23 protein-coding genes and 1 pseudogene are annotated in these 23,775 nt (G+C 61.3%); 6 read left to right on the top strand and 18 right to left on the bottom strand.

All coding sequences use genetic code 11. The features are described 5' to 3' along the window. Nucleotides 1-5 precede the first annotated feature (5 nt). From fabZ to EOB36_RS21240, 9 genes and pseudogenes are all read right to left on the bottom strand, one after another. The gene (gene fabZ, locus EOB36_RS21285) at nucleotides 6-473 is read right to left on the bottom strand and encodes a 3-hydroxyacyl-ACP dehydratase FabZ (protein ID WP_095485245.1); all 468 of its coding nucleotides are present in this window, start codon (nucleotides 471-473) and stop codon (nucleotides 6-8) included. After that, nucleotides 466-1,524, bottom strand: a complete 1,059-nt coding sequence (lpxD, locus tag EOB36_RS21280) for a UDP-3-O-(3-hydroxymyristoyl)glucosamine N-acyltransferase (protein WP_127203838.1) — start codon at nucleotides 1,522-1,524, stop codon at nucleotides 466-468. Before lpxD ends, fabZ begins: the two co-directional genes overlap by 8 nt. A 179-nt stretch (nucleotides 1,525-1,703) precedes the next feature. After that, a complete protein-coding gene (bamA, locus tag EOB36_RS21270; protein WP_126106483.1) occupies nucleotides 1,704-4,076 on the bottom strand; it encodes an outer membrane protein assembly factor BamA in 2,373 nt (790 codons plus the stop codon). Nucleotides 4,077-4,293: 217 nt separating this feature from the next. After that, nucleotides 4,294-5,436, bottom strand: coding sequence for an RIP metalloprotease RseP (gene rseP / locus EOB36_RS21265; protein ID WP_095485249.1), 1,143 nt, complete (start codon nucleotides 5,434-5,436; stop codon nucleotides 4,294-4,296). A 103-nt stretch (nucleotides 5,437-5,539) separates the two neighbouring features. Next, complete coding sequence (locus tag EOB36_RS21260) at nucleotides 5,540-6,355, bottom strand: phosphatidate cytidylyltransferase (protein WP_095485250.1); 816 nt, start codon at nucleotides 6,353-6,355, stop codon at nucleotides 5,540-5,542. Continuing rightward, a pseudogene (locus tag EOB36_RS21255) lies at nucleotides 6,352-7,095 on the bottom strand (isoprenyl transferase); the annotation flags it as partial. The pseudogene EOB36_RS21255 and the gene EOB36_RS21260, both read right to left, overlap by 4 nt. A gap of 11 nt (nucleotides 7,096-7,106) precedes the next feature. Continuing rightward, the gene (gene frr, locus EOB36_RS21250) at nucleotides 7,107-7,661 is read right to left on the bottom strand and encodes a ribosome recycling factor (RefSeq protein WP_095485252.1); all 555 of its coding nucleotides are present in this window, start codon (nucleotides 7,659-7,661) and stop codon (nucleotides 7,107-7,109) included. Between the two features lie 125 nt (nucleotides 7,662-7,786). Further along, nucleotides 7,787-8,509, bottom strand: a complete 723-nt coding sequence (gene pyrH, locus EOB36_RS21245; RefSeq protein ID WP_095485560.1) for a UMP kinase — start codon at nucleotides 8,507-8,509, stop codon at nucleotides 7,787-7,789. Between the two features lie 138 nt (nucleotides 8,510-8,647). After that, nucleotides 8,648-9,754: an aldo/keto reductase gene (locus tag EOB36_RS21240; RefSeq protein ID WP_127203837.1), complete on the bottom strand. Its 1,107-nt coding sequence runs from the start codon at nucleotides 9,752-9,754 to the stop codon at nucleotides 8,648-8,650. A gap of 112 nt (nucleotides 9,755-9,866) precedes the next feature. On the opposite strand from EOB36_RS21240, the gene EOB36_RS21235 reads away from it, so the two are divergent. Continuing rightward, on the top strand, nucleotides 9,867-10,805 hold the full coding sequence (locus EOB36_RS21235; protein ID WP_127203836.1) for a LysR family transcriptional regulator: 939 nt from the start codon (nucleotides 9,867-9,869) through the stop codon (nucleotides 10,803-10,805). Between the two features lie 8 nt (nucleotides 10,806-10,813). Here EOB36_RS21235 and tsf read toward each other — a convergent pair whose 3' ends face one another. The 6 genes from tsf to EOB36_RS21205 form a co-directional block, all read right to left on the bottom strand. Further along, nucleotides 10,814-11,737 carry a translation elongation factor Ts gene (gene tsf, locus EOB36_RS21230; RefSeq protein WP_095485255.1) on the bottom strand — a complete coding sequence of 308 codons (924 nt, stop codon included), beginning with the start codon at nucleotides 11,735-11,737 and terminating at the stop codon, nucleotides 10,814-10,816. A gap of 118 nt (nucleotides 11,738-11,855) precedes the next feature. Then, nucleotides 11,856-12,653, bottom strand: coding sequence for a 30S ribosomal protein S2 (rpsB, locus tag EOB36_RS21225; protein ID WP_095485256.1), 798 nt, complete (start codon nucleotides 12,651-12,653; stop codon nucleotides 11,856-11,858). Between the two features lie 177 nt (nucleotides 12,654-12,830). Further along, on the bottom strand, nucleotides 12,831-13,442 hold the full coding sequence (locus EOB36_RS21220) for a LysE family translocator (RefSeq protein WP_095485257.1): 612 nt from the start codon (nucleotides 13,440-13,442) through the stop codon (nucleotides 12,831-12,833). Next, on the bottom strand, nucleotides 13,439-13,717 hold the full coding sequence (locus EOB36_RS21215; RefSeq protein ID WP_029352779.1) for a DUF4031 domain-containing protein: 279 nt from the start codon (nucleotides 13,715-13,717) through the stop codon (nucleotides 13,439-13,441). Before EOB36_RS21215 ends, EOB36_RS21220 begins: the two co-directional genes overlap by 4 nt. A gap of 71 nt (nucleotides 13,718-13,788) precedes the next feature. After that, nucleotides 13,789-15,087 (bottom strand): hypothetical protein, encoded by a 1,299-nt coding sequence (locus EOB36_RS21210; protein ID WP_095485258.1) that lies wholly within the window; start codon nucleotides 15,085-15,087, stop codon nucleotides 13,789-13,791. A 102-nt stretch (nucleotides 15,088-15,189) separates the two neighbouring features. Beyond that, complete coding sequence (locus EOB36_RS21205; RefSeq protein ID WP_095485259.1) at nucleotides 15,190-16,020, bottom strand: cell envelope integrity EipB family protein; 831 nt, start codon at nucleotides 16,018-16,020, stop codon at nucleotides 15,190-15,192. Between the two features lie 138 nt (nucleotides 16,021-16,158). On the opposite strand from EOB36_RS21205, the gene EOB36_RS21200 reads away from it, so the two are divergent. From EOB36_RS21200 to EOB36_RS21185, 4 genes are all read left to right on the top strand, one after another. Continuing rightward, complete coding sequence (locus EOB36_RS21200) at nucleotides 16,159-16,623, top strand: RidA family protein (RefSeq protein ID WP_095485260.1); 465 nt, start codon at nucleotides 16,159-16,161, stop codon at nucleotides 16,621-16,623. A gap of 7 nt (nucleotides 16,624-16,630) precedes the next feature. Further along, complete coding sequence (locus EOB36_RS21195; protein WP_095485261.1) at nucleotides 16,631-17,359, top strand: glycerophosphodiester phosphodiesterase; 729 nt, start codon at nucleotides 16,631-16,633, stop codon at nucleotides 17,357-17,359. A 41-nt stretch (nucleotides 17,360-17,400) separates the two neighbouring features. Continuing rightward, nucleotides 17,401-18,618, top strand: a complete 1,218-nt coding sequence (locus EOB36_RS21190) for a GNAT family N-acetyltransferase (protein ID WP_128285622.1) — start codon at nucleotides 17,401-17,403, stop codon at nucleotides 18,616-18,618. A 130-nt stretch (nucleotides 18,619-18,748) separates the two neighbouring features. Beyond that, nucleotides 18,749-19,180 (top strand): HIT family protein, encoded by a 432-nt coding sequence (locus EOB36_RS21185; RefSeq protein WP_126106473.1) that lies wholly within the window; start codon nucleotides 18,749-18,751, stop codon nucleotides 19,178-19,180. Nucleotides 19,181-19,267: 87 nt separating this feature from the next. Here the strand turns inward: EOB36_RS21185 and clpA are convergent, their stop codons facing one another. From clpA to EOB36_RS21170, 3 genes are all read right to left on the bottom strand, one after another. Beyond that, on the bottom strand, nucleotides 19,268-21,736 hold the full coding sequence (clpA, locus tag EOB36_RS21180) for an ATP-dependent Clp protease ATP-binding subunit ClpA (protein ID WP_128285621.1): 2,469 nt from the start codon (nucleotides 21,734-21,736) through the stop codon (nucleotides 19,268-19,270). A 6-nt stretch (nucleotides 21,737-21,742) separates the two neighbouring features. After that, nucleotides 21,743-22,069 carry an ATP-dependent Clp protease adapter ClpS gene (gene clpS, locus EOB36_RS21175; protein ID WP_036241697.1) on the bottom strand — a complete coding sequence of 109 codons (327 nt, stop codon included), beginning with the start codon at nucleotides 22,067-22,069 and terminating at the stop codon, nucleotides 21,743-21,745. Nucleotides 22,070-22,344: 275 nt separating this feature from the next. After that, complete coding sequence (locus EOB36_RS21170; RefSeq protein ID WP_128285620.1) at nucleotides 22,345-22,674, bottom strand: phasin family protein; 330 nt, start codon at nucleotides 22,672-22,674, stop codon at nucleotides 22,345-22,347. Between the two features lie 382 nt (nucleotides 22,675-23,056). On the opposite strand from EOB36_RS21170, the gene EOB36_RS21165 reads away from it, so the two are divergent. Beyond that, on the top strand, nucleotides 23,057-23,775 hold a 719-nt coding region (locus tag EOB36_RS21165), incomplete at its 3' end, for a D-alanyl-D-alanine carboxypeptidase family protein (RefSeq protein WP_245467853.1).

Raw genomic sequence — 23,775 nt, 5'->3', positions numbered from 1 at the left:
GATCGTCAGTCGCTCGTAACCATCATCGCCGAGATCTCGGCTTCCGCGGCCTTGACGCCGTCGACCAGAGCCTCGCAGGCGAATTTGAGAAGGTTGCCGCGTTTCTTGATTTTCTTCACATGGATCTTCAACTGGTCGCCGGGAACGACCGGTTTGCGGAATTTGGCGTTGTCGATGGTCAGGAAATAGACCAGCGACGGTTTTTCGGTGCCAAGGCTGCGGATGCAGATGGCGCCGGCCGTCTGCGCCATCGCCTCGACGATCAGCACGCCGGGCATAACCGGCTGGTCCGGGAAATGACCCTGAAAATGTGGCTCGTTTATGGTCACGTTCTTGATGCCGATAGCGGACTCGTCGCCATCGATGTCGATAATGCGGTCGATCATCAGGAACGGATAGCGATGCGGCAGGAGCTTCATCAGCCCCAATATGTCGACCGCCTCGAGCGTCGTCGCCGCCACCATCTCAGCTATTCCCTCCGTCGCCGGATTTGCGCGCCCTGGCCAGTCTTCGCAGAGCCGCGATCTCCCGCATGGCTTCCGCCATCGGCTGTGCCGGATACCCTCCCCAAATCTCGCCCGCAGGGACGTTGCTCATGAACCCGCTTCTTGCGGCAAGCTTGGCCCCTGTCCCTATGGTCAGGTGATCCGCAAGGCCGACACCGCCACCCATGGTGACGTTGTCGCCCACCGTTACGGAACCGGAAATACCCGAAAGACCGGCGATTATGCAGTTGCGGCCGATGCGGACGTTATGGGCGATCTGCACCAGATTGTCGATCTTGGTGCCCTGGCCGATGATCGTGTCGGACATGGCGCCACGATCGACCGTGGTGTTCGAGCCGATCTCGACATCGTCCTGGATAACGACCCGGCCGATTTGCGGGACGCGCTCCGGGCCCTTGGCGCCGGCCACGAAGCCAAAACCGTCCTGACCGATGCGGGCGCCGCCATGGATGATGACGCGGTTGCCGATCAGGGCGTATTGGATGCTGGCGCCCGGACCGACATAGCCATCGCGGCCGAACTGGCAGGAGGGACCGATAACGGCATGAGGAGCAATGACGGATCCGCTGCCGATAGAAGCGCGGGGGCCGATGATCGCGCCGGCCTCGATGATCGCGCCGGCCTCAATGTGCGCCGAAGGATCGATATGGGCATGCGGTGAGATACCGGTTTCGCCGGTCATCGGCGCCGGTGTAGCGGCAGCCGGGAAAAGAAGCCGTCCGACCATCGCGAAAGCCTGTTGCGGGCGCGGATGGACCAGAACCGCGATGCCCGCCGGCGCCTTGCCGGCAAATTCGGCGGGACAGAGGACCGCCGCCGCCCGCAGCGATTGCATCAGCGCGAAGTTGCGTCTGCCGTCGACGAAGACAAGGGCGTGCTCACCGCCTTCGCTTGCCGGTGCCAAGGCTTCGATCGATATATCGGAAAGGCCGGTATCGACAAGCACCGAGCCGGTCAGATTCGCGACTTCGCCAGCCGTGTACCGGCGTGAGGGCGCGAAGAACACCGGATCGGTCATTCCAGAAGCTATATCCAGCTAGCGCATGACCCGGAAAATCGGAATCGATTTTCGCTTGGGATCATGCGCAAAATCAAAGTGCTACAGCGTTCTTTGCGCGTCCAAGAGGACGCGCGGCGCTGTAGTGTCGGATCACTCTCTTCCGGGCCCCAACGGCCCGGAAACATCGTTGCCGCCGATCAGAAGCGGGTCGATATGCCGAAGTTGAATTCCTGCACGTCGTCGGTGTCTTCCTTGAGGACCGGGATCGCATAGTCGATGCGGATCGGGCCGAACGGCGACGCCCACATCAGACCAACGCCGACCGAGGCGCGCCACTGCATGTCGGTTGTCGATTGATCGACCAAATCAGCACTGACCTTGCTGCCATAGAGCGTTGCCGCATCGGCGAAGACCGCGCCGCGCAGGCCGAAGCTCTCCGGAATGACCGGCATTGGGAACTGGGCTTCCGCCGAGGCGTTGAAATAGGTGGTGCCGCCGAGATGGTCATCAAATCCGTCCGAGTCGACGGGGCCGATGCCGCCATAGGCAAAGCCGCGGATCATGCGGTCACTGCTCTGGAAATGATCGAAGATGCGCAGATCGCCGCCGCCGAAGCCTTGGACGTGGCCTGCCCCGCCCGAAACCAAGCCGACCAGATCAAGCTGCTCCGACAATGTCTGGTAGACGCTGCCACGCGCCGTCACCTTGACGAACTTGGCGTCACCGCCGAGCCCGGCCACCTCCGTGGTGACATTGGCGTAGATGCCCTCATGCGGGTTCTTCATGTCGTCGATGGTGTTGTAGACCAGGCCGAGACTGACCGACGACTTGAGCCACGGGCTTTCCTGAATACCTTCAAAGATTGCCTCAGAGACGTCGCAGCCGGCGTCGGGCTCGCCATCATTGTCAACATCGCAGTCGTCATCGAGCTTATACTTCTCCTGCGAGATATTATACGCCAGCTGCGTCGAGATGTTGTCGGTGATCGGCAGGCCGAAGCGCACTGTCGCGCCTATCGTCTCGCTCTCGTATTCGTCATAGTTCCTGGTCCGGTTGAAGACATCGAAACCGGCAGCGATACGCCGCCCAAGGAAATAGGGCTCGGTGAAGGAGAAGCTGTAGTCGCGCGAATTCTTGCCGCCGCCCGCCGATAACTTGATGAACTGGCCGCGCCCGAGGAAGTTGCGCTCGGTGATCGAGCCTTCGATGGACGGGCCTGACGTGTCGCCACCGGTCGAATAGCCGGCGCCAACCGAGAACTCGCCGGTCGATTTCTCGACCACGTCGACCACGAGCACCACCTGGTCTGGCTCAGAGCCGGGCACGGTGGAAACCTCGACTTTTTCAAAGTAATCGAGCGCTTCCAGCCGCTTCTTCGCGCGCTGGATGAGAACCTGGTTGAAGGCATCGCCCTCACTGACGTCGAATTCGCGACGAATGACATAGTCGCGTGTCCGGTCGTTGCCGCGAATCTCGATGCGTTCGACATAGGCCTTGGTGCCTTGGTCGATCGTATAGACCACCGAAATGGTGTGGTTCTCGAAATTGCGGTCGCCGCGCGGCGTCACCTGAGCGAAGGCATAGCCGGAACCGGCAACCTTCTCGGTCAGCGCGATGATGGTGTCTTCAACGTTCTTGGCGTTGTAGACATCGCCCTTGTGGGTCTCGACCACCGACTGCAGCGACGCACCGTCGACCTCGGGAATGGTGCTCTCGACGCTGACATCGCCGAATGTGTAGCGGTCTCCTTCCTGCACGGTGATGGTCACCGTGTACTTATTGGTGGTCTCGTCGAGCTCGCCGACCGCGGAAACGACCTGGAAGTCGGCATAGCCGTGATTGTAATAGAAACGGCGCAGCAGCTCCTGATCGGCGCGCAGCTTGTCGTCGTCATAGACGTCGTCGCGCAGCACGAACGAGAGGAAGGTCGAGCGCTTGGTCGAGATGACGTCGGACAGGCGACGGCTTGAATAGGCGCTGTTACCGACGAAATTGACCGCGGCGATCTGCGTGCGGCCGCCTTCGTTGATGTTGAAGACCACGTTCACGCGGTTGTCGCCGAGATCCATGATCTGGGTGGTCACGGCGGCGTCGTCGCGACCGATACGCCTGTAGGCGGCCTTGACCGCCTCGACATCGGCATCGAGCGCCTGCTGCGAGAATGTTCCGCGCGGCTTCAACTGAACCGCGGCCGCAAGGGCGTTGTCCTTGAGCTTCTTGTTGCCCTGGAACAGCACCTGGTTCACGACCTGATATTCGGAAACCTTGACTACCAGCGACGAACCGACCTGGTTGATCTGGACGTCCGAGAACAGCCCGGTGCCGAACAGCGCCTTGACCGCATCGTCGATATCGGCGCTGGAAAAGGCCTTGCCGGGCTTGATTGTGATGTAGTTGCGGATCGTGTCGGCGTCGACACGCTGATTGCCGCTGACTTCAACTCTTGAGACAACAGCGGCCTCGGCCGCCGATGTGGCAACGAATTGCACTGCGAGCGCACCTGGCACGACCAGAGCGGCGGACAGGGCCACCGCGGACGCGGCGCTCAAAAACTTGGATGCTGCCTTCATCGGGCTTTTGTACCTTTTCTCGAAGTCCCCACGGCGAGAAAACCGGACGTGCGGTAATTTCCCCTACCGTATTAACCGGATTTTCCCTACACGCAAGGCTCCTGGTTAATTTGTATTTACTTAACCCTGTTGCGTGGCTTTCGCGTCACGCATATCCCCACGCATGGTAAACGGCGTCTCAACGTTGGCTGTGCCGAAGCCAAATTTCTTCATGATTTCAGCACCCAAACAGATCGTTCCAGAAAACGAACCCCATGAAGCCCAACACGAGCATGAAGCCAGCCCTATAGCCCATCTCCATCATCCGCTCCGACACCGGTCGCCGAATGACGGCCTCCACGCCGTAGAACAAGAGATGGCCGCCGTCGAGGGGGGGAATCGGCAAAAGGTTGAGAATGCCGATGCCGACCGACAGCAGCGCGACAAGTTGCACAAGCCAGTCGAAGCCCAATTTTGCCGCCTGCCCCGACATCTTTGCGATCTTGATTGGGCCGCCCAGTTGGCATTTGTCTTCGCGCCCGACGACGAAACGCTGCAGGAACTGACCGGTGCGCTGAATGATGTATCCCGTCTCCTCGACCGCCGCCCCTACCGCTTCGATCGGGTTGTAAGTGACTAGCCTGGGTTGGCCGAATTCCTGATTGTTGACGACGCCGATCACGGCCACTTTGACCTTGTTGCCCAGCCCATCTTGCTGCTCCATCAGCTCCGGCGTCGCCGTGGCGGTGATCTCCTTGCCGTCGCGCAGCATGACGAAGGTGATGGCATCGCCGCCGCGGCCCGAAACCAGGCGCTGGACGTCGGAGAACGTCTGGACCTTGCTGCCGTTGACGCTGACGAATCGGTCACCGGGCAGGATGCCAGCCCTGGCGGCCGGACTGCCGGCGGTGACTTCAGCCACCATTGGCTCCATCACAGGGCGGCCATAGGCGGAAAACAGCACCGCAAAGACGGCAATCGTCAGCAGGAAATTGAACAGCGGGCCGGCCACCACAGTCGCCGCGCGCTTCCAGACCGGCTGCGTGTGAAAGGCAATCTTGCGTTCGGCAGTGGTCAGCGATTCGAGCTCCTCCGAGCTGGGCTGGCTCGATGTGGCATTCATGTCGCCGACGAATTTGACATAGCCGCCAAGCGGAATGGCGCAGAGTTTCCAGCGTGTGCCATGGCTGTCATTGAAGCCGAAGAGTTCCGGGCCGAAGCCAATCGAAAAGGCCTTTACGCCGATGCCGCACCAGCGGCCGACGAGGTAATGGCCCATCTCGTGGACGAACACGACCACGGTCAGCACGAACAGGAAAGGCACCAGCGTGCCGAGGAAAAAGCCCTCCGTGCTGAAAACCGCGTGAAGAATCTCGTTCAACTCATGTCCTCAAAACTCGTCCGCAGCACGGGCGTACCGCGACTGTGACATCAATCCAGGCGAATCCATGGCGCATCCTGCGCAAGTCAAGACACAATGCCGATCAAGCTGGAAACAGCCCCTGCGCCGGATGGTCGGCGGTCGCCGAAATCCAGCCGATGACGTACAGGGCGAAGGCCGCCGCGACAAGCCCGTCGACCCGGTCCATGACACCGCCATGGCCAGGTATCAGCGTGCCCGAATCCTTGCGGTCGTGGCGGCGCTTCACCCATGATTCGAAAAGGTCGCCGGCCTGGGCGACGATCGAAAGCACGAGCGCAACGACGCCAAGCACTGCGAGATTGCCGGCTCCGGCCGCGGCGGCCAAAAGCAGTCCGGCAACCACGCCGCCGACCGCGCCGCCGAGTGCCCCGCTCTGCGTCTTGCCGGGCGAGATCGACGGCGCCAGTTTCGGGCCGCCGACAGCGCGGCCGACGAAATAGGCTGATATGTCGGTCGCCCAAACCACCGCGAACAGGAAAAGAATGGCGACGAGGCCGGGATGATCGCCGTCGCGCAAAAGAGCAAGCGACAGGCCAGAAATGGCGGCATAGGCAAGGCCTGACGGGTCCCACTGTCCCGTTTGGCGCATCGAACCCACGACCACGGTGACAACGACCATCACTGCTCCAAGAAGCAGCAGCCAGGACGCAGGCAGGCCGGCAACCAAGGCGACGACGAAGACCAGAAGCAGCGCATCCGGCAGAAGACCAAGACCCGTGGCGGCGACCGGGCGGCACATTCGCGTCCATTCATAGAAGATCAGGATCGACATGGCGGCGCAAAGCAACCGGAAAGGCAGTCCGCCGAGCCAGGTCAGACCAAGCGTGACGACGGCAAGCACGATGGCGGAAATAACACGAAGCTGGAGGTTGCTCATCCCTTGGCCGTCACGGCGACGTCTTGAGAGCCAAGCCCGCCGAAACGGCGCTCGCGGCCAGCGAAATCGCGCAATGCGTCGGCCAAATGCTCGCGGCTGAAATCGGGCCAGTAGCAAGGCAGGAAGACGAGCTCGCTATAGGCCGCCTGCCACAGAAGAAAATTCGACAGCCTGAGTTCGCCGCTGGTGCGGATGACCAGTTCAGGGTCCGGAATACCCTGGGTATCGAGAGAGCCGGCAAAGGATTCGGCCGTGATCGCCTCGCTGTCGAGCTCGCCGCGCGCCACCGCCGAGGCAAGCTTGCGCGCCGTGCGCACGATCTCGTCACGCCCGCCATAGTTGAAGGCGATGACCAGGGTCAGCGCCTCGTTGCGCATGGTCAGCGTTTCGGCCTCTTCAAGCAGGGTCCTGATATCAGGCTGCAACCCTGCCCTGTCGCCGATGATCCTGACCCGCACGCCGCTCTGGTGCAGTTCGGCGAGATCGCGGCGGATGAAGATTTTCAAGAGGCCCATCAGGTCGCTGACTTCGGACTTCGGTCGCGACCAGTTTTCCGACGAGAAAGCGTAGACGGTCAGGAAGGAGATGCCGAGGCCAGGAGCGGCGCGCACCGTGTTGCGCAGCGCCTCGACGCCGGCACGATGCCCGGCAAGCCGCGGCATGCCGCGCGCTTTGGCCCAGCGTCCGTTTCCGTCCATGATGATCGCGACATGCGCGGGGCTTGTCATAGTTTCGCTTTCGGGTCGGACCCTTAAACCTGCATGATTTCGGCTTCCTTATCGGAAAGCAGATGGTCGATGGTGCCGATCATCTCGTCGGTGAGCTTCTGGACCTGGTCGGACCGCTTGCGCTGATCGTCCTCGCTGATATCGCCGTCCTTTTCCGCCTTTTTGAGAAACTCCATGCCGTCCCGGCGCACGTGGCGCACGGCGATGCGGGCATTCTCGGCATAACCGTGCGAGATCTTGACCAGCTCCTTGCGGCGCTGCTCGTTGAGCTCGGGCAGCGGAATTCTAAGATTGGTGCCGTCGACGATCGGATTGAAGCCGAGATTGGATTCGCGGATGGCGCGATCGACCGCGCCGACCATCGACTTGTCCCAGACCGAAACCGAAATCATGCGCGGCTCCGGCACCGACACGTTCGCCACCTGGTTGATAGGCATGGTGGTGCCATAGGCCTGCACCTGGATTGCGTCGAGCAGGTTGCTCGAGGCGCGACCGGTCCGCAGCGAAGCCAGATCGTGCTTGAACGCAGCGATCGCCCCGTCCATGCGCCGTTTGAGATCATCGTATTCGCCACTCATCATCGTCTCCTCGACCCGTTAGCCCGGGTTCACTGTTCAGGGATAACCCCGTGTTCGAGCCTCAATCCGAAACCGGCTCCCGCTTTTCGCTTACGCGGACCCTCGGTTCGGGATAGTGCTCCCGATCAGTCGTCCGCGACGACCGTGCAACGGCCGCCGCCCCTCAGAATATCACCGAAACCACCCTTCTCGTGGATCGAATAGACGATTATCGGAATGTTGTTTTCGCGCGCAAGTGCAATCGCGGCTGTATCCATGATCGAAAGGCCGCGTTTTATGACGTCGCCATGGCTGATGCGCTCGAAGCGTGTAGCATTCGGGTCCTTCTTGGGATCGGCCGAATAGACGCCGTCGACCTGCGTGCCCTTGAACAGCGCATCGGCGCCGATTTCCGCCGCGCGAAGCGCCGCGGCCGAATCGGTGGTGAAGAACGGATTGCCGGTGCCGCCGGCGAAAATGACGACCTTGCCCTGGTTCATGTAGGCGGTCGCCTGGCGCTGCGAAAAGCTCTCGCAAAGCTCTGGCATGGCGATTGCCGACAGCACCACCGCGTCGACGCCGATCTTGTTCAGCGAAGTGCGCAGCGCCAGCGAGTTGATGACGGTGGCGAGCATGCCCATGTGGTCGCCGGTGACCCGGTCACCGCCCTTGGACGCAACCGCCACGCCGCGAAAGATGTTGCCGCCGCCGATGACGACGCCGACCTCGATGCCCAGGGCGCGGGCCTCGGCGATGTCGGCAGCGATGCGATCGACCACCGATACGTCGATGCCGAAATGCTGTTCACCCATCAGCGCTTCGCCCGAAGCTTTCAGCAAGACACGTCGATAGAGGGGCTTCACCGTCATCTGGTCCTCATCATTATGCGTGTGACGCGTCTGGGGCGGCTTCCCCGCGCAGGCGCTGCCCCGAAACATTGGCGTTCCGATACACGAAGGGCGCCGCGATGTCACGCGGCGCCCGAGCCGGAAAACTCTCTTCCCCTCTTAGCTTACGCCAGCAAAAGCACCTTGCATGAGCAGATCCGGCAGATAGCCAGCCGGCTTATCGCCGACCGCCTGGCCTCCCGTAAGGCCGCCCTGTATTTCCGAGCCGAAGAACGAATACGGAAAGGGTGTGATTGGTCGGCTCACCGCATCGAGCCGTGCCCGAAGCTCCTGCGGAATGTCGAAATCGAGCGCGCCGAGATTGTCCTTGAGTTGATCCAGCTTCGTCGCACCGATGATCACCGACGCAATGCCGGGCTGGGTCGCGGCCCAGTTCAAGGCGACCTGAGCCATGCTGCGGCCGAGCTGACTTGCGACCTTTTCCAGCTCGGCGACGATCTCCCAGTTGCGATCGTTGAATTTCTGAAACCCAGGATTGGTCGAGCCGCGCATCGTCTCCAGCCTGCCGCCTGCCCCATTCACTGTATCGGAACGATATTTCCCGCTGAGCAGACCGCTGGCCAACGGGCTCCAGACCATTATACCCGCACCGTGGCGCGTGCCGAATGGCACGAACTCATGTTCGATGTTGCGCTCCGCCAGCGAATATTCGAGCTGAAGCGCCGAAACCGGTTCATAGCCGCGGTGCTCGGCTACCGACTGGGCCCGGCTTGCGTACCACGCCGGCACGTCCGACAGGCCGACATGGCGGATCTTTCCGGCGCGGACCAGATCATCCAGCGTCCGCATCACCTCCTCCGGAGGCGTCAGCCTGTCCCAGGCATGCAGGATGTAGAGATCGATATAATCGGTGCTGAGGCGCTTCAACGAGCCTTCGACCGCGCGGATGATGTTCTTGCGGCCGTTGCCTCCGGCATTCGGATTGCCTTCTTCGAGGTTCATGCTGAATTTGGTGCTGATCACCGCCTTGTCGCGCAGCCCACGCTCGGCGATGAATTCGCCAAGCCAGGTTTCGGATGTGCCTCCGGTATAGGCGTCGGCCGTATCGAAGAAATTGCCGCCGGCCTCGACATAGGCATCGACCATCGCGCGGGCCGTTTCCTTTTCGGCTCCCCAGCCCCATTCCGTGCCGAAGGTCATAGTGCCGAACGCGAGGCGGGTGACACGCAGCCCGCTGTTGCCGAGCGTGTAATAGGACATGGTCATGTCGTCTCCTTGCTGCTTACAGAATTGGTGTTCAATGCAGCCTAGATGTCGCCTCCTCTGTCCGATTGATAAGTTTGCATTATTAGCATGGACTATGCGATATTGTTCATGAATGGATCGAGACCTGCTCAGCCATCTTCCTGTCGTCGTCGCTGTGGCGCGGCGCGGCGGCTTTGCCTTGGCCGCCGCCGAACTCGGCATGAGTCCGTCGGCAGTCAGCCATGCGGTGCGGCTGGTGGAGGAGCGGATCGGCCAACCGCTGTTTGCCCGCACCACGCGCAGTGTCGCTCTGACTGAGGCCGGCGAGGCGCTTGTCGCGGCAGCGGAGCCGGCGCTGGAAGACATCGCGGACCGGATGGAGCGTATCCGCTCGGTCAAAGGCAGAGCGAGCGGGCTGCTCAGGATCAACGCGCCGCGCATTGCGCTGCCTCTGGCCCTGATGCCCATCCTGTCGGCAATGGCGGAGCGTTATCCCGACGTGACGGTGGAGATCGTCACCGACGAACGCTTGAGCGACATCGTCGGCGAAGGTTTCGACGCTGGCATCCGGCTTGGCGAGATGATCGCCGAGGACATGGTGACGGTGCGGCTGACCCAGCCTTTCCGCACCATCGTCGTCGCCTCTCCGGCCTATGTTGGCCGTCATGGACAGCCACGGACGCTGGCCGATCTCTCGGCGCACAACTGCATCGGATACAGGCTGCTGCGATCGCGTGCTCTCTACCGCTGGGACCTGAACGACCAGGGCAAGGATATCAGCGTCGAGACGCGCGGCAGCGTCGTCCTCACCGATCCGCTTTCGGCGCGAGATATGGCGCTGGCCGGCATCGGCCTCGCCTATCTGTTCGAGCCGCTTGTCCGGGCTGACGTAGAGGCCGGCCGGCTGGTAGAAGTCCTGCGCGACACCTCGATCGATGAACCGGGGCTGTTCCTCTATTTTCCACGCCGGGCGGCGATGGCGCCGAAGCTCAGGGCCTTCATCGACACCGCGCAAGAAATCGGCCGGGCATCCTCGCGGACACCCGGCCGTAAAGTCTTTTCAGAAAGATAGAGTGCGGTTTACTTCTTGACCGCTGCCGCGACTTCCGCCGCGAAATCGGTCTCTTCCTTCTCGATGCCCTCGCCGAGCGCGAAGCGCAGATAGGCAGTGATCTTGGCCGGTGCGCCGATTTCCTTTTCGGCATCCGTCAGCGCCTTCTCGACGGTGATGTCGGGATTGAGCACAAAAGCCTGCTTGAGCAGCACGACCTCTTCGTAGAACTTGCGCAGACGGCCCTCGACCATCTTCTCGATGATCGCTTCCGGCTTGCCGGACTGGCGCGCCTGGTCGGCGAAGATCGCCTTCTCGCGCTCGACCGCGGCCGGATCGAGCTGTTCCGTCGTCAGCGCCATCGGGTTGGTGGCGGCGACATGCATGGCGACTTGGCGGGCAAAGGCGTTGGCTGCCTGCGCGTTGCCTGTTGTTTCGATGGCGACCAGCACGCCGAGCTTGCCAAGGCCGTCGGCAACCGCATTGTGGACGTAGGTCGCAACAGCGCCGTGCTCGACGGTGAGCTTGGCCGAACGGCGGAAACCAAGATTCTCGCCGATCGTGCCGACAGCGTCCTTGATGGTCTCGGTGACCGACTTGTCCGAACCCGGATACGGCGCGGCTGCGACGGCCTCGGTCTTGCCACCATAGGCGAGCGCGACCTTGGCGACCTTGGCGACGATCTCCTGGAAGGCAGCGTTGCGGGCAACGAAGTCGGTCTCGGAATTGACCTCGACGACTGCCGCCTCGCGGATACCGGAATCGACGCCGATGAGACCCTCGGCCGCGGTACGGCCGGCCTTCTTGTCGGCCTTGGAGATGCCCTTCTTGCGCAGCCAGTCGACGGCCTCTTCCATGTTGCCGTTGGTCTCGTTCAACGCCGCCTTGCAATCCATCATGCCCGCGCCGGTCAAGTCGCGGAGTTCTTTGACCTGTGCAGCCGAAATGCTCATTGTCGCCTCTTTGTTTTAAAATGCACCGACGCACCACCGGTCCTCGATGATGCGCCTGGCGCCAGCGCTTAGCGCGCCAAAATATGAGAAAGATGAAGGCCGAAACCGGCCTTCGCTGTTACGCTTCCGGAGTCTGGGCAGCCGGTGTCTCGGCGGCCGGCGTCGGCTCAAGTGCCGGCTCGACCGGAGCCTCGGCCAAAGCGCCGACATCGACACCGAGCGCGCCCTGCTGGCGAGCGATGCCGTCGATTGCAGCCTTGGCGATCAGATCGCAATAGAGCTGGATGGCGCGGGCCGCGTCATCATTGCCCGGAATCGGGAAATCGATCTTGTCCGGATCGCAGTTGGAATCGATGATGGCGACGACCGGGATGCCGAGACGCTTGGCCTCGAGGATGGCGATCGCTTCCTTGTTGGTGTCGATCACGAACATCAGGTCGGGCGTCGAGCCCATGTCCTTGATGCCGCCCAGCGCCTTGTCGAGCTTCTCGCGCTCGCGATCGAGGTTGAGGCGCTCCTTCTTGGTGAGCCCCTGGGCCTCGCCGGCCAGCATCTCGTCGAGCTTGCGCAGTCGCTGGATGGAATTCGAGATCGTCTTCCAGTTGGTCATCATGCCGCCGAGCCAGCGGGAGTTGACATAGTACTGGGCCGAGCGCTGCGCGGCGTCGGCGACGATGTCGGACGCCTGGCGCTTGGTGCCGACGAACAGCACGCGGCCGCCCTTGGCGACGGTGTCGGAAACCTGCTTCAGCGCCTGGTGCAGCAGCGGCACCGTCTGCGAGAGGTCGATGATGTGGATGTTGTTGCGGGCGCCGTAGATATAGGGCGCCATCTTCGGGTTCCAGCGGTGGGTCTGGTGGCCGAAGTGAATGCCAGCTTCCAAAAGCTGACGCATGCTGAAATCAGGCAGAGCCATTCTAAAGTTCCTTTTCCGGTTAGCCTCCACGGACACAGGCATTTTTGGACTTTGTCCTCGAACGCCACCGGAGGTTTCAGCCGGATTTCTCCCGGGCAGACACCAAAGTCCGTGTGTGGAATGAGCGCGCATATAGAGGGGATGCGCGACAAACGCAAGCGCTGCGGTGTGTTGTGCTCAGCGTGCGGCGATCAGCGCACCGGTGCCGATCATGGCGCCGCCGGCAAACCTGCTCATCAAGCGCATCCGTCTTGGCGTCTTGAACCAGCTCGAAGCCTGCCCGGCAAGCACCGCATAGACGCCCATAGTGATAATGTTGACGCCGATCACGACCGCAACCACGAGCAGCCCCTCAGCGAAGGTCATTGCGTTGAGATCGAGGATCAACGGCATGATCGAGGCGTGGAACAGGATCGCCTTGGGGTTGCCCAATGCGATGGAGACGCCGAGGTAAAACGATCGAGACAGTCTTGCCTGCGTTACCTCCAGTCCATCCGATCGCGCGGAAGCCGATCGCCACATCCTGATGCCAAGAAACATCAGATAGGCAGCACCCGCATATTTCAGGATGAGAAAAACCCATTCGAAGGTCTGTGCCAGTGCCACGAGACCGAGCAGCGCCAAAGTCACCAGCACCGCGTCGCCAGCGGCGATACCGAGGCCAGCCAGGAACGCGCGAACGAACCCGCGCGAGACGCCGTTGGCAATGACCGTGAATACCGCCGGGCCAGGCGTGGCGGCGGCGAATGTGATCGCAGCGCAGTAAGCCAAAAATGCCGTCAACGTCATGGCCGTATCTTCCCCTTCGGCACGCGGACACGCCGGAAAACAGCGACGATCTCCTCGCGGCTGCATTCGATGGCGCCTAACCGCACCGCGCGGTCGCGCTCGAAGCCGGTTATGTCATAATGCGGCGCCGATGTCTTCGGCGGTCCCTGATAGGACGAGCGCTTGACGCCGAGCTGTGCTGCAAAACGATGCAGCTCGTCGGTGTCGTCGGCCAGCAGGTGACACCAGCGGTGGCCGACCCATTTCCAGATCGCCGCGTCGACATAGACCGCCATGAGGCTTGCCGCACTCCTTCATCTTGCGCCGACCAGCGGAGCCGCAGCTCACATAGAGCCAAGATCCAATGCTAGCGATGATAGAAGGGATTCGGATAGAAAATGAAGCCGCCGGCGGCTTCGAGTTCGGCTACGGTCCTGGTGACGGCCTCCTGCATGCGGCTGTGCAACTCTGCAAGCGCATCTTCGATCGAGCCGGGATAGGCGTGCAATCCCAACGGCTCCGGCACCCGGATATGAGCGCAGCGCGGCCCGGCCGGTTGCGGCACGAAGCGGTTGACCGTGTCGCGCAGCGTGCCTTTGCAATAATCATTGCGGATACGCTTCAGATGCTCGGCGATCTCCTCTTGCGTGATGCGCGGGTTGGCTGAGGCCCACTTCCCAACGCGTTGGAGACGCTGGATCGTGTCCGCCAGCGCCCGGACCTGTTTTTGCCGTTCGGCGTCACCGGTGTTTTCCCGCAGCCAGCGGCGCGACCGGCGCAAAAGCTCGGCAGCCTCGTTGGCGCCGGGATCGACCGAAATACCCTCCCCCAGACGCCGGCTCAGCTCGAACAGCAGTTGCTTTTGACGCGCGGCATACGAAGCCCGCTCGTCGGGCGCCATGCCGCAGGCAATCTCATCGCGCGACAGCAGCGTCGCATAGATGTGGTGGACGCGCTCCGGCAGCGTATCGCCGGCACGGCGCTCGATCTTCAGGCTCTTCTCGACATAGGCGCATTCCTGCGCCAGAGCCGGCTCGACATTCTTGGTGAAGGCGAGCTTCCAGACAACCGGCGCGATCCAAACCCTAGAATCCTGATCGGTGGCGCGAGCGCGCTTGAGCGCTTCGAATCCCATCTCGACCGCGCCCGGGAGAAGCGGACCGACAACATCGGCATGCCAGCCGACGCCGCCTTCGGGATGCAAGAGCACACCATGCCCTTTCAGCGCCCAGGCGATCGAGTGTTCCTTGGCAGCCCCACTGTTGCCGGGAATCTGGGCGATCAGATTGTTGGCCAGCCAGAATTTCTGCATGATCCGGCCGAGGCCGTTGACGACGCCATGCGTGGCCCATGATGCCGCGAGCGGACTGACCTGCGAGACGATCTCCTTGTCGATCATCCAGTCGGTAAAGAATTCCGGATGGTTGGGCGTGATGAACGTCGCCTTGCCTGGCCCGCAACAGGCCTTCAGCCGCTGCCGGTCGTCGTCGGGAAAGTCGATATGGCGGACATTGGCGACGCCGCGCAATCCGGCCAGGCGGTTGAACGGCAACAGGTCGCGAAATCCGGGAATGCCGTGCAGCATGACAAGCCGGTTGACGACAGTCATGATCCTGATCAGCGCCGGATTGGGCCTCGGCGCCACGAACACATCGATTCTGTTCAACCCATCCCCCCGATCGACCCGTCGGCGTAGAGGTTGAGATGCAATTGCGGCGTGTTCAAGTCATTCGCCGCCGCCGCCTGTGGCGTGGTTAAGCTGAAAGCCCTATTTCGGCGGACAGGCCTTCGACTGATCGAACAACGACAGATTGACCAGCTTGCCGGTCATCGAGAACTCGCCGTAGTCCATGACGAGGTCGCGCGTGATGCCGTTCTCATGCAGCTTGAAGCTGATCCGGTACTCCGGCACCTCCTCGCCTGTCTTGTCGGTGCCATCGAAATAGGCGATGTCGACTGGCCAGTATTTGTCGGTGGCGAGTTTCGCCAGTGCCGGCGCTTCCGGATCGGTCTTGTCGGCATCGGCTTTCTTGCCGACGACGACGGTGGTGGTCATCACCTTGTCTGCATCTTCCGAGCCGTCGAACAGATTGGTTTCGTAGAAATTTTCGCCCTTTTCGGCCTTGTCGATCAGCTCGACCAGATGCTGGGTCGGAAACTGGGTGGCGGCCAGTTCGAGGCTGTTCTTCTCCGGCTTGTCGATGTCGACCTTGAGGCCCTTCGTCTCCTTCGTCGCCGTGCCCTTGACCTCCTTGTCAAGGTTCTGGTCGACAAAGGATTTTGTCACGAACGAGAAAGTCTTGCCTTCGGCGTCCTCGAAAGTGGTCGTCTGCTGGTCGGTCAGCTTTGTTGTGTTGTCGTTGGTGGCAATCTGGGTGACGAAGCGAAACTTCACCGTGTAGCCTTCGCAAGGCGAGCCGTTGAACTCATAGACCATGCGGCCGGAAATGCCAGTGATGCCCGAGCGGTCGGAAGCCTTGTCCAGGCTCAGATCATAAACCGCGCGATGCGCCTGCAGTGCCGGCACGGCAAAAGCCGGCGCCATCGAGAACACCGCTGGCAGCAGGACTGCATGGAATGCGAGACGTGTTGCGCGCATGAGGAGCTCCGATCATCGCGCCTGATGGCAGGCCGCAGGGAAAGATGGTCCAGCTTAAAAAAAGTCGTGGCGGAAGCGAGGCAAAAATAGCAATTTCGGCCCGACCTGCGCGGCGTCATCAAGCAATAGGGAAATACCATGAATGAAACAATCGAAAAGCGGCTGAGCGACCTCGGCGTGACGCTTCCGATCGCCGCCGCGCCCGCCGCCAACTACGTGCCCTTTTGCAGGTCAGGCAATCTGCTGTTCACCGCCGGACAGCTGCCGCTCAAGGACGGCAAGGTGCAGGCGAGCGGACTGCTCGGCCGCGATGTCGACACCGCAACTGGCAAGGAAGCGGCAAAATACTGCGCGATCAACATATTGGCGCAGGCCAAGGCAGCACTTGGCGATCTCGAGAGAATCCGCCGCCTGGTGAAGATCACCGTCTTCGTCGCCTCGGCGCCCGATTTTGTAGAGCAGCATCTGGTTGCCAACGGCGCCTCGGATTTTCTGGTTGCAGTGCTTGGCGATCACGGCAAACATGCCCGCTCCGCCGTCGGCGCCGCCTCCCTGCCGCTTAATGCCGCAGTGGAAATCGAAGCCATTTTCGAAGTCGAATGAGCCAGACATGACCGACCTTTCCTGGCTGACCGCCCGACCCGTGGCCCATCGCGGCCTCCACGACATGAACAAGACGCGCTGGGAGAACACTCTCTCCGCCTTCGCCGCGGCAGCCGAACGCGGCTATGCGATCGAATGCGACGTGCATCTGTCGTCTGACCGCATCCCGGTCATCATCCATGACCGTGATCTGAAGCGGCTGACCGGCCAGGACGGTTTCGTCTGGCAGCGCACGGCAGCGGAAATGACGGCGCTCAAGATCGGCGGCACATCAGACCATCTGCCGACCCTGCAGCAGGCACTCGACCTGGTCGATGGTCGTGTGCCGATGGTCGTCGAGCTGAAAGGGGCCCCCGGCCATGACGAAGGCCTGGTGGAAAGCGTCGGCAAGATGCTCAAGCGCTACAAGGGCAAGGCGGCAATCATGTCGTTCGACCACTGGCTGATCCGCGATTTCCCGAAACACGCGCCCGGCATTCCGGGCGGGCTGACCGCCTATGGCAAAGACACACCCCTGATCGAGGCGCATTTCGCCATGCTGGCGCATGACATCGCCTTCACCTCCTATGCCGCCGGCGACCTGCCGAACCGGTTCGTCTCCTTCGTGCGCGAAAGGCTCAAAATGCCGGTAATCACCTGGACGGTGCTCGACCAGCCGGCGGTCGACCTGACCTTCAGATATGCCGATCAGATGACGTTCGAAGGATTCGAACCCGATCTTATACAGGTCGCTTGAACCGGGCTTGCATGGACCGGTATGGAGCTTAAATAAGCCCAATGGATCAAGGCGATGAAGGCGACGGGCAAACGGCGAATGGAGAGTATGCGATCCGGATTGCCTCCGGCATCGGAGCTTTTACCTGCGCGGAATGGGATGGCCTCGGCAGCACCACCCGCGGCGATACAGAAAACGGCTACAACCCTCTCGTTTCATTCGCTTTTCTGAGCGCGCTTGAAGATTCCGGCTGCGCCGTGCGGCGCACCGGCTGGCAGGGCCATCATCTCAGGCTGGAGACAGCGCAGGGAAAACTGCTCGGTGCCGTTCCCTGCTACCTGAAATCGCACAGCCAGGGCGAATATGTTTTCGACCACGGCTGGTCGGACGCGTTTGAGCGCGCCGGCGGGCGCTATTATCCAAAACTGCAATGCGCCGTGCCGTTCACGCCGGTCACCGGCCCTCGCCTGCTGGCCAACAAGGGCGAGGACAGTTGCGCAGTGAAAGCCGGCTTGGCAGCAGGCCTGAAGGCGGTGACGGAAAAGCTCGGCGTGTCTTCCGCGCACGTGACCTTCGCGCAGGAAAAAGATGTTGGGGCATTGGAAGCGGCGGGCTTCCTGCACCGCACCGACCAGCAGTTCCACTTCTTCAATGAAGGTTTTTCGACCTACGACGATTTTCTCGCCACTCTGGCATCGCGTAAGCGCAAGGCGTTGAAGAAGGAGCGGCGCGAGGCGCTCGCTCACGGCATCTCGATCGACTGGCTGACCGGCAAGGATCTGACCGAAAGGGTCTGGGACGACTTCTTTGCCTTCTACATGGATACCGGCAGCAGGAAATGGGGGCGGCCCTATCTCAGCCGCGAGTTCTTCTCGATGATCGGCGAGCGCATGGCCGACGACATCCTGCTGGTGATGGCCAAGCGCAATGGGCGCTACATTGCCGGCGCCATCAATTTCATCGGTTCCGATGCGCTCTACGGGCGCAACTGGGGCTGCATCGAAGACCATCCTTTCCTGCATTTCGAGGTCTGTTATCATCAGGCGATCGACTTCGCGATCGACCGTAAGCTGAAAGTGGTCGAGGCGGGCGCGCAAGGCGAGCACAAGCTGGCGCGCGGCTATAGGCCGGTGACCATGCATTCGGCGCATTACATCGCGCATCCCGGCTTGCGCAATGCGGTCGCCGACTATCTCAGACGCGAGCGGCGCGAGGTCGAGCGGATGGGCGACTATCTCGAAGAACACACTCCGTTCCGCAAGGATCTGGCGGACGATTAGAGCGACGTGCGTCCAATTGGACGCACAAAGTACGCTCTAACACTTTGAACCTCCTCATCGTACTTTCCGAAAATCGATTCCGATTTTCGGGTCGATGCGGTAGAGCAAGGCACAATCGGGAGCGCACGCCATGGCCGACCCCACCTACGACAGCAACAATATCTTCGCGAAAATCCTGCTCGGTGAAATTCCGTCGCATCGCGTCTATGAAGATGACGCAGTTGTCGCCTTCATGGATGTAATGCCGCAGGGGCCGGGTCATACACTGGTTGTGCCGAAGGCGCAGTCGCGCAACCTGCTTGACGCGGACCCGGCAGTGTTCGGCCCGCTCTTCGCAAATGTCCAGAAAGTTGCGCGGGCAGTGAAAAAGGCCTTCGATGCCGATGGCGTCACCATCATGCAGTTCAACGAGCCTGCTTCAGGCCAGACCGTCTTTCACCTCCATGTCCATGTCATTCCACGCTTCGAGGGCACCCCTTTGAAGCCGCATAGCGGGCAGATGGAGAAGCCGGAAGTGCTGGCTGAGAATGCTGGCAAGATACGAACCGCGCTGGGAAGCTGAAGCCGAGCGGCGCGCACAACGCCTTCGGCCACTCTTTATCCAACAAAAAAGCCCCGTTTCCGGGGCTTTTTTCAGCTTTCAGGGCCATCACGCCTTGCGGGGCAGTTGCGGCACCAGGCTGCGCTTACTGCCATCCTTGCTCTTAGGCTCCGCCTTCTGCGCTATCGCCTTTTTCGCGACGGGCTTCTTGGCGGCAGCCTTCTTGGGCTTCGGCGTGTCGTCCGGTTCTTCCTTCTTCGGCTTGACCGGCGCCTCGTCGGCGAGCGACTCGAGCTTCAGGCCGGTCTCGCCGGTCTCCTTCTTCTCGACGGTGACACGCACCGTGCCGCCCTTCTTGAGCTTGCCGAACAGCACCTCGTCCGCCAGCGGCTTCTTGATGTGCTCCTGGATGACGCGGCCGAGCGGCCGTGCTCCCATGCGCTCATCATAGCCCTTCTCGGCCAGCCAGGCGATCGCCTCCTGCGACAGGTCGAAGGTGACGCCACGCTCGGAAAGCTGGGCCTCAAGCTGCATGACGAACTTCTGCACCACCTGGTGGATGACCGGAACCGGCAGCGAGCCGAATGGGATGATCGCATCGAGACGGTTGCGGAATTCCGGCGTGAACAGCCGGTTGATCGCCTCGACGTCGTCGCCTTCGCGCTTGGTCGAGCCGAAACCGATCGCCGCGCGCTGCGCATCCGAGGCGCCCGCATTGGTGGTCATGATCAAGATGACATTGCGGAAGTCGATCTGCTTGCCGTTGTGGTCGGTCAGCTTGCCATGGTCCATGACCTGCAACAGGATGTTGAACAGGTCCGGATGCGCCTTCTCGACCTCATCCAGCAACAGCACGCAATGCGGATGCTGGTCGACGCCGTCGGTCAACAGGCCGCCCTGGTCGAAGCCGACATAGCCGGGAGGCGCGCCGATCAGCCGCGAGACGGTGTGGCGTTCCATATATTCTGACATGTCGAAGCGGATCAGCTCGACACCGAGCGAAGCGGCGAGCTGCTTTGCCACTTCGGTCTTGCCGACGCCGGTCGGTCCCGAGAACAGATAGGAGCCGATCGGCTTCTCCGGCTCGCGCAGGCCCGCCCGCGCCAGCTTGATCGCCGAGGTCAACGCCGTGATCGCGGTATCCTGACCGTAGACGACGCGCTTCAGCTCAACATCGAGACCGGCCAGCACCTTCTCGTCGTCGGCGGAAACCGTCTTCGGCGGAATGCGGGCGATAGTGGCGATCGTCGCTTCGATCTCCTTGATGCCGATGGTCTTCTTGCGCTTGGCCTCTGGCACCAGCATTTGCGAGGCGCCGGTCTCGTCGATCACGTCGATCGCCTTGTCCGGCAGCTTGCGGTCGTTGATGTAGCGCGCCGACAATTCGACCGAAGCCTTGATCGCCTCAGCCGTATAGCGAACCTTGTGGAACTCCTCGAAATACGGCTTCAGGCCCTTCATGATCTCGATGGCGTCCTCGATGGTCGGCTCGTTGACGTCGATCTTCTGGAAGCGCCGCACCAGGGCGCGATCCTTCTCGAAGAACTGGCGGAATTCCTTGTAGGTGGTCGAGCCGATGCAGCGGATCGCGCCGGACGACAGCGCCGGCTTCAACAGATTCGACGCATCCATGGCGCCACCTGACGTCGCCCCTGCCCCGATCACCGTGTGGATCTCATCGATGAACAGGACCGCGCCCGGATAATCCTCGAGTTCCTTGACGACCTGCTTCAGCCGCTCCTCGAAATCGCCGCGATAGCGCGTGCCGGCCAGCAATGTTCCCATGTCGAGCGCGAAGATGGTGGCGTTGTGCAACACTTCCGGCACGTCGCCCTCGACGATGCGCTTGGCAAGGCCTTCGGCGATCGCCGTCTTGCCGACGCCGGGGTCGCCGACATAGAGCGGATTGTTCTTGGAGCGGCGGCACAGCACCTGGATGGTGCGGTTGATCTCGGACTCGCGGCCGATCAGCGGATCGATCTTGCCGGCCTTGGCCTTGTTGTTCAGGTTGACGCAATAGGCGGTCAGCGCGTCCTGCTGCTGCTTTTTCTTGCCGCCGTCCTCTTGCGGCTCGGCGCCGTTCTGGCCGCCCTGCTCGTCGTCGGCGCCGCGCGGCGACCGCGTCTCGGATGCGCCGGGGCGCTTGGCGATGCCGTGCGAGATGTAGTTGACCGCGTCATAGCGGGTCATCTGCTGTTCCTGCAGGAAATAGGCGGCATGGCTCTCGCGCTCGGCGAAGATGGCAACGAGCACGTTAGCGCCGGACACTTCCTCGCGGCCGGACGACTGAACATGGATCACCGCGCGTTGGATGACGCGCTGGAAACCGGCCGTCGGCTTGGAGTCCTCGTCGTAACCGGTGACGAGATTGTCGAGCTCGGTGTCGATATAGGTGAGAACCGTATGCTTCAGCTCGTCGAGATCGACGTTGCAGGCGCGCATGACCGCGGCCGCCTCGGTATCGTCGATGAGGGCGAGCAGCAAATGTTCAAGGGTTGCGTATTCGTGGTGCCGCTCATTGGCGAGCGTCAGCGCCTGGTGAAGCGCCTTTTCCAGGCCTTGGGAGAAAGCCGGCATGTTACCTCACTTCTTCTCCATCACGCATTGCAGCGGATGCTGATTCTGTCGGGCGAAATCCATGACCTGAGACACTTTGGTCTCGGCCACCTCGAATGTATAGACCCCGCACTCGCCCACTCCATGATTGTGAACATGTAGCATGATGCGTGTGGCGGCTTCACGGTCCTTCTGGAAAAAACGCTCCAGCACGTGAACCACGAATTCCATGGGCGTGTAGTCGTCGTTGAGAATGAGGACCCGATAAAGGCTAGGCTTCTTGGTCTTGGTTTTAGTGCGTGTGATAACAGCCGTGCCGCGACCGGCCTCGTTGCCGTCGCTGCCGTTTTGCATACGCACCACATCTCCTGTGGCAGTCAAACCTGTAGTCACGTAGTCCTGCCTTTTTCGAATCCCCGAGCGAGTTCGACATGTAGGTGTTCGATGGACGATTTTAAGCCCTTCTGTTTAGCTGACAATATGGCTAGGTGGCCAAACTTGGCCGATTTTCGAAATCGTGAAGGCGACAGAGCCCCTGATCTCAAATTGACATGAAAAAACCCGGCCGCGCGTTCGCGACCGGGTCTGTCTTGCAGGCCCGAGGGCCGTCTTCACATTCTATAGCGAGATTATTTCGCTTTTGCGACGATTGATTCGAACGGCTTGTAGGCTTCTTTGGCGAGCTCGGCATAGAGATCGCCGATCTTCGTCGCTTCGGTGACGAAGGATTCGTAGGACTGCTTGGCAAAATCAGACTGGATCTCGATCGCCTTCTCCAGCGACTTGGCCGACAAAAGTTTCTCAGCTGCGGCACTGCCGGCTTCGAAGCTCTTCTTGGTATACTCGCCCGCCTCGGTGGCGATGGCCTGCGCACCCTTGGAAAGGGATGCGAAGCTCTTCAAACCGGTGTCGGCAAATTCCTTGCCGTATTTGCTGAAATCTTCATAGGTCTGGCTCATTTCACGCTCCCTTGAGGGTTGCCCTTGAACGGCGGACGCGCCCTGTCCGGGCCGCGTTGTGCAATGCAAGTAATGTATTGTGCAATGCACAAAAAGTCAATGTTCGCGGAGTGCGACGCCAGCACGCCGGCCCGGCACATCGAGCCCGGTCACTGGCCCAGGCACTAGCGGTAGCTAAAATTCGAATAAAGAGAAGCTCAAACCCGAAGAAAATGGTGAACGCGGCGGTTACCATAAACGGATTGGTAACGCTGACCGCGATAGCTTGGCTGGAAGTGAGGCAGGAACCTTTGCCGCCTCCAGAGCAACAAAAAATCCAAAGGAACCATCGGTGCGTCAGGCGTTGTCGGGCATTCTCTCCAAATCCTCTTTGAAAACGATCATGATCCTCGCTTTGGCGATGACATTCGTCGTCGCCGACGCTGCTTCGTCCATGGCGGCGAGGTCGGCGGCCATTGTCATCGACGCCAAGACCGGCAAGGTGCTTTATTCTTCGAATGCCGATGGTCGGCGCTATCCCGCCTCGCTCACCAAGATGATGACGCTTTACCTGGCCTTCGAGGCCATGGCGAAGGGCAAGATCAGCAAGAACTCCCGGGTCGTCTTCTCGGCCAATGCTGCTGCCGAACCGCCGACGAAACTCGGCGTCAGGCCGGGCGGCGCGATCACGGTCGAGACCGCGATCCTGTCGATGGTGACCAAGTCGGCCAACGACTCGGCAACTGCGCTCGGCGAGCTCCTCGGCGGCAATGAAGCCAATTTCGCCCACATGATGACAGCCAAGGCGCGGGCACTGGGCATGAAGGGGACCGTTTTCCGCAACGCCCACGGCTTGCCAAATCCCGGTCAGTTCACGACCGCGCGCGACATGGCGGTGCTCGGCATCGCGCTACGGGAGCATTTTCCCCAATACTACGGCTATTTCTCACAACGTTCATTTCTCTACGGCCGCAAGCGCATCAACGGCCATAACCGCCTGCTTGGGCGCATCAAGGGGGTCGACGGCATCAAGACGGGTTACACCCGCGCCTCCGGCTACAATCTCGTCTCCTCGGTCGACGACGGCGATCGCCGCATCGTAGCAGTTGTCATAGGCGGGAA

This window comes from Mesorhizobium sp. M6A.T.Cr.TU.017.01.1.1 (genome assembly GCF_004023115.1).
GTDB classification, from domain to species: domain Bacteria; phylum Pseudomonadota; class Alphaproteobacteria; order Rhizobiales; family Rhizobiaceae; genus Mesorhizobium; species Mesorhizobium mediterraneum.
This window is presented reverse-complemented; position numbering and strand designations above follow the sequence as displayed.

Excerpts from the sequence above, each read along its gene's own strand:
- lpxD (WP_127203838.1), bottom strand. The coding sequence starts at position 1,524 with ATGACCGATCCGGTGTTCTTCGCGCCCTCACGCCGGTACACGGCTGGC.
- bamA (WP_126106483.1), bottom strand. The coding sequence starts at position 4,076 with ATGAAGGCAGCATCCAAGTTTTTGAGCGCCGCGTCCGCGGTGGCCCTG.
- EOB36_RS21260 (WP_095485250.1), bottom strand. The coding sequence starts at position 6,355 with ATGAGCAACCTCCAGCTTCGTGTTATTTCCGCCATCGTGCTTGCCGTC.
- frr (WP_095485252.1), bottom strand. The coding sequence starts at position 7,661 with ATGAGTGGCGAATACGATGATCTCAAACGGCGCATGGACGGGGCGATC.
- pyrH (WP_095485560.1), bottom strand. The coding sequence starts at position 8,509 with ATGACGGTGAAGCCCCTCTATCGACGTGTCTTGCTGAAAGCTTCGGGC.
- EOB36_RS21240 (WP_127203837.1), bottom strand. The coding sequence starts at position 9,754 with ATGACCATGTCCTATTACACGCTCGGCAACAGCGGGCTGCGTGTCACC.
- EOB36_RS21235 (WP_127203836.1), top strand. The coding sequence starts at position 9,867 with ATGGATCGAGACCTGCTCAGCCATCTTCCTGTCGTCGTCGCTGTGGCG.
- tsf (WP_095485255.1), bottom strand. The coding sequence starts at position 11,737 with ATGAGCATTTCGGCTGCACAGGTCAAAGAACTCCGCGACTTGACCGGC.
- rpsB (WP_095485256.1), bottom strand. The coding sequence starts at position 12,653 with ATGGCTCTGCCTGATTTCAGCATGCGTCAGCTTTTGGAAGCTGGCATT.
- EOB36_RS21220 (WP_095485257.1), bottom strand. The coding sequence starts at position 13,442 with ATGACGTTGACGGCATTTTTGGCTTACTGCGCTGCGATCACATTCGCC.
- EOB36_RS21215 (WP_029352779.1), bottom strand. The coding sequence starts at position 13,717 with ATGGCGGTCTATGTCGACGCGGCGATCTGGAAATGGGTCGGCCACCGC.
- EOB36_RS21205 (WP_095485259.1), bottom strand. The coding sequence starts at position 16,020 with ATGCGCGCAACACGTCTCGCATTCCATGCAGTCCTGCTGCCAGCGGTG.
- EOB36_RS21200 (WP_095485260.1), top strand. The coding sequence starts at position 16,159 with ATGAATGAAACAATCGAAAAGCGGCTGAGCGACCTCGGCGTGACGCTT.
- EOB36_RS21195 (WP_095485261.1), top strand. The coding sequence starts at position 16,631 with ATGACCGACCTTTCCTGGCTGACCGCCCGACCCGTGGCCCATCGCGGC.
- EOB36_RS21190 (WP_128285622.1), top strand. The coding sequence starts at position 17,401 with ATGGATCAAGGCGATGAAGGCGACGGGCAAACGGCGAATGGAGAGTAT.
- EOB36_RS21185 (WP_126106473.1), top strand. The coding sequence starts at position 18,749 with ATGGCCGACCCCACCTACGACAGCAACAATATCTTCGCGAAAATCCTG.
- clpA (WP_128285621.1), bottom strand. The coding sequence starts at position 21,736 with ATGCCGGCTTTCTCCCAAGGCCTGGAAAAGGCGCTTCACCAGGCGCTG.
- clpS (WP_036241697.1), bottom strand. The coding sequence starts at position 22,069 with ATGCAAAACGGCAGCGACGGCAACGAGGCCGGTCGCGGCACGGCTGTT.
- EOB36_RS21170 (WP_128285620.1), bottom strand. The coding sequence starts at position 22,674 with ATGAGCCAGACCTATGAAGATTTCAGCAAATACGGCAAGGAATTTGCC.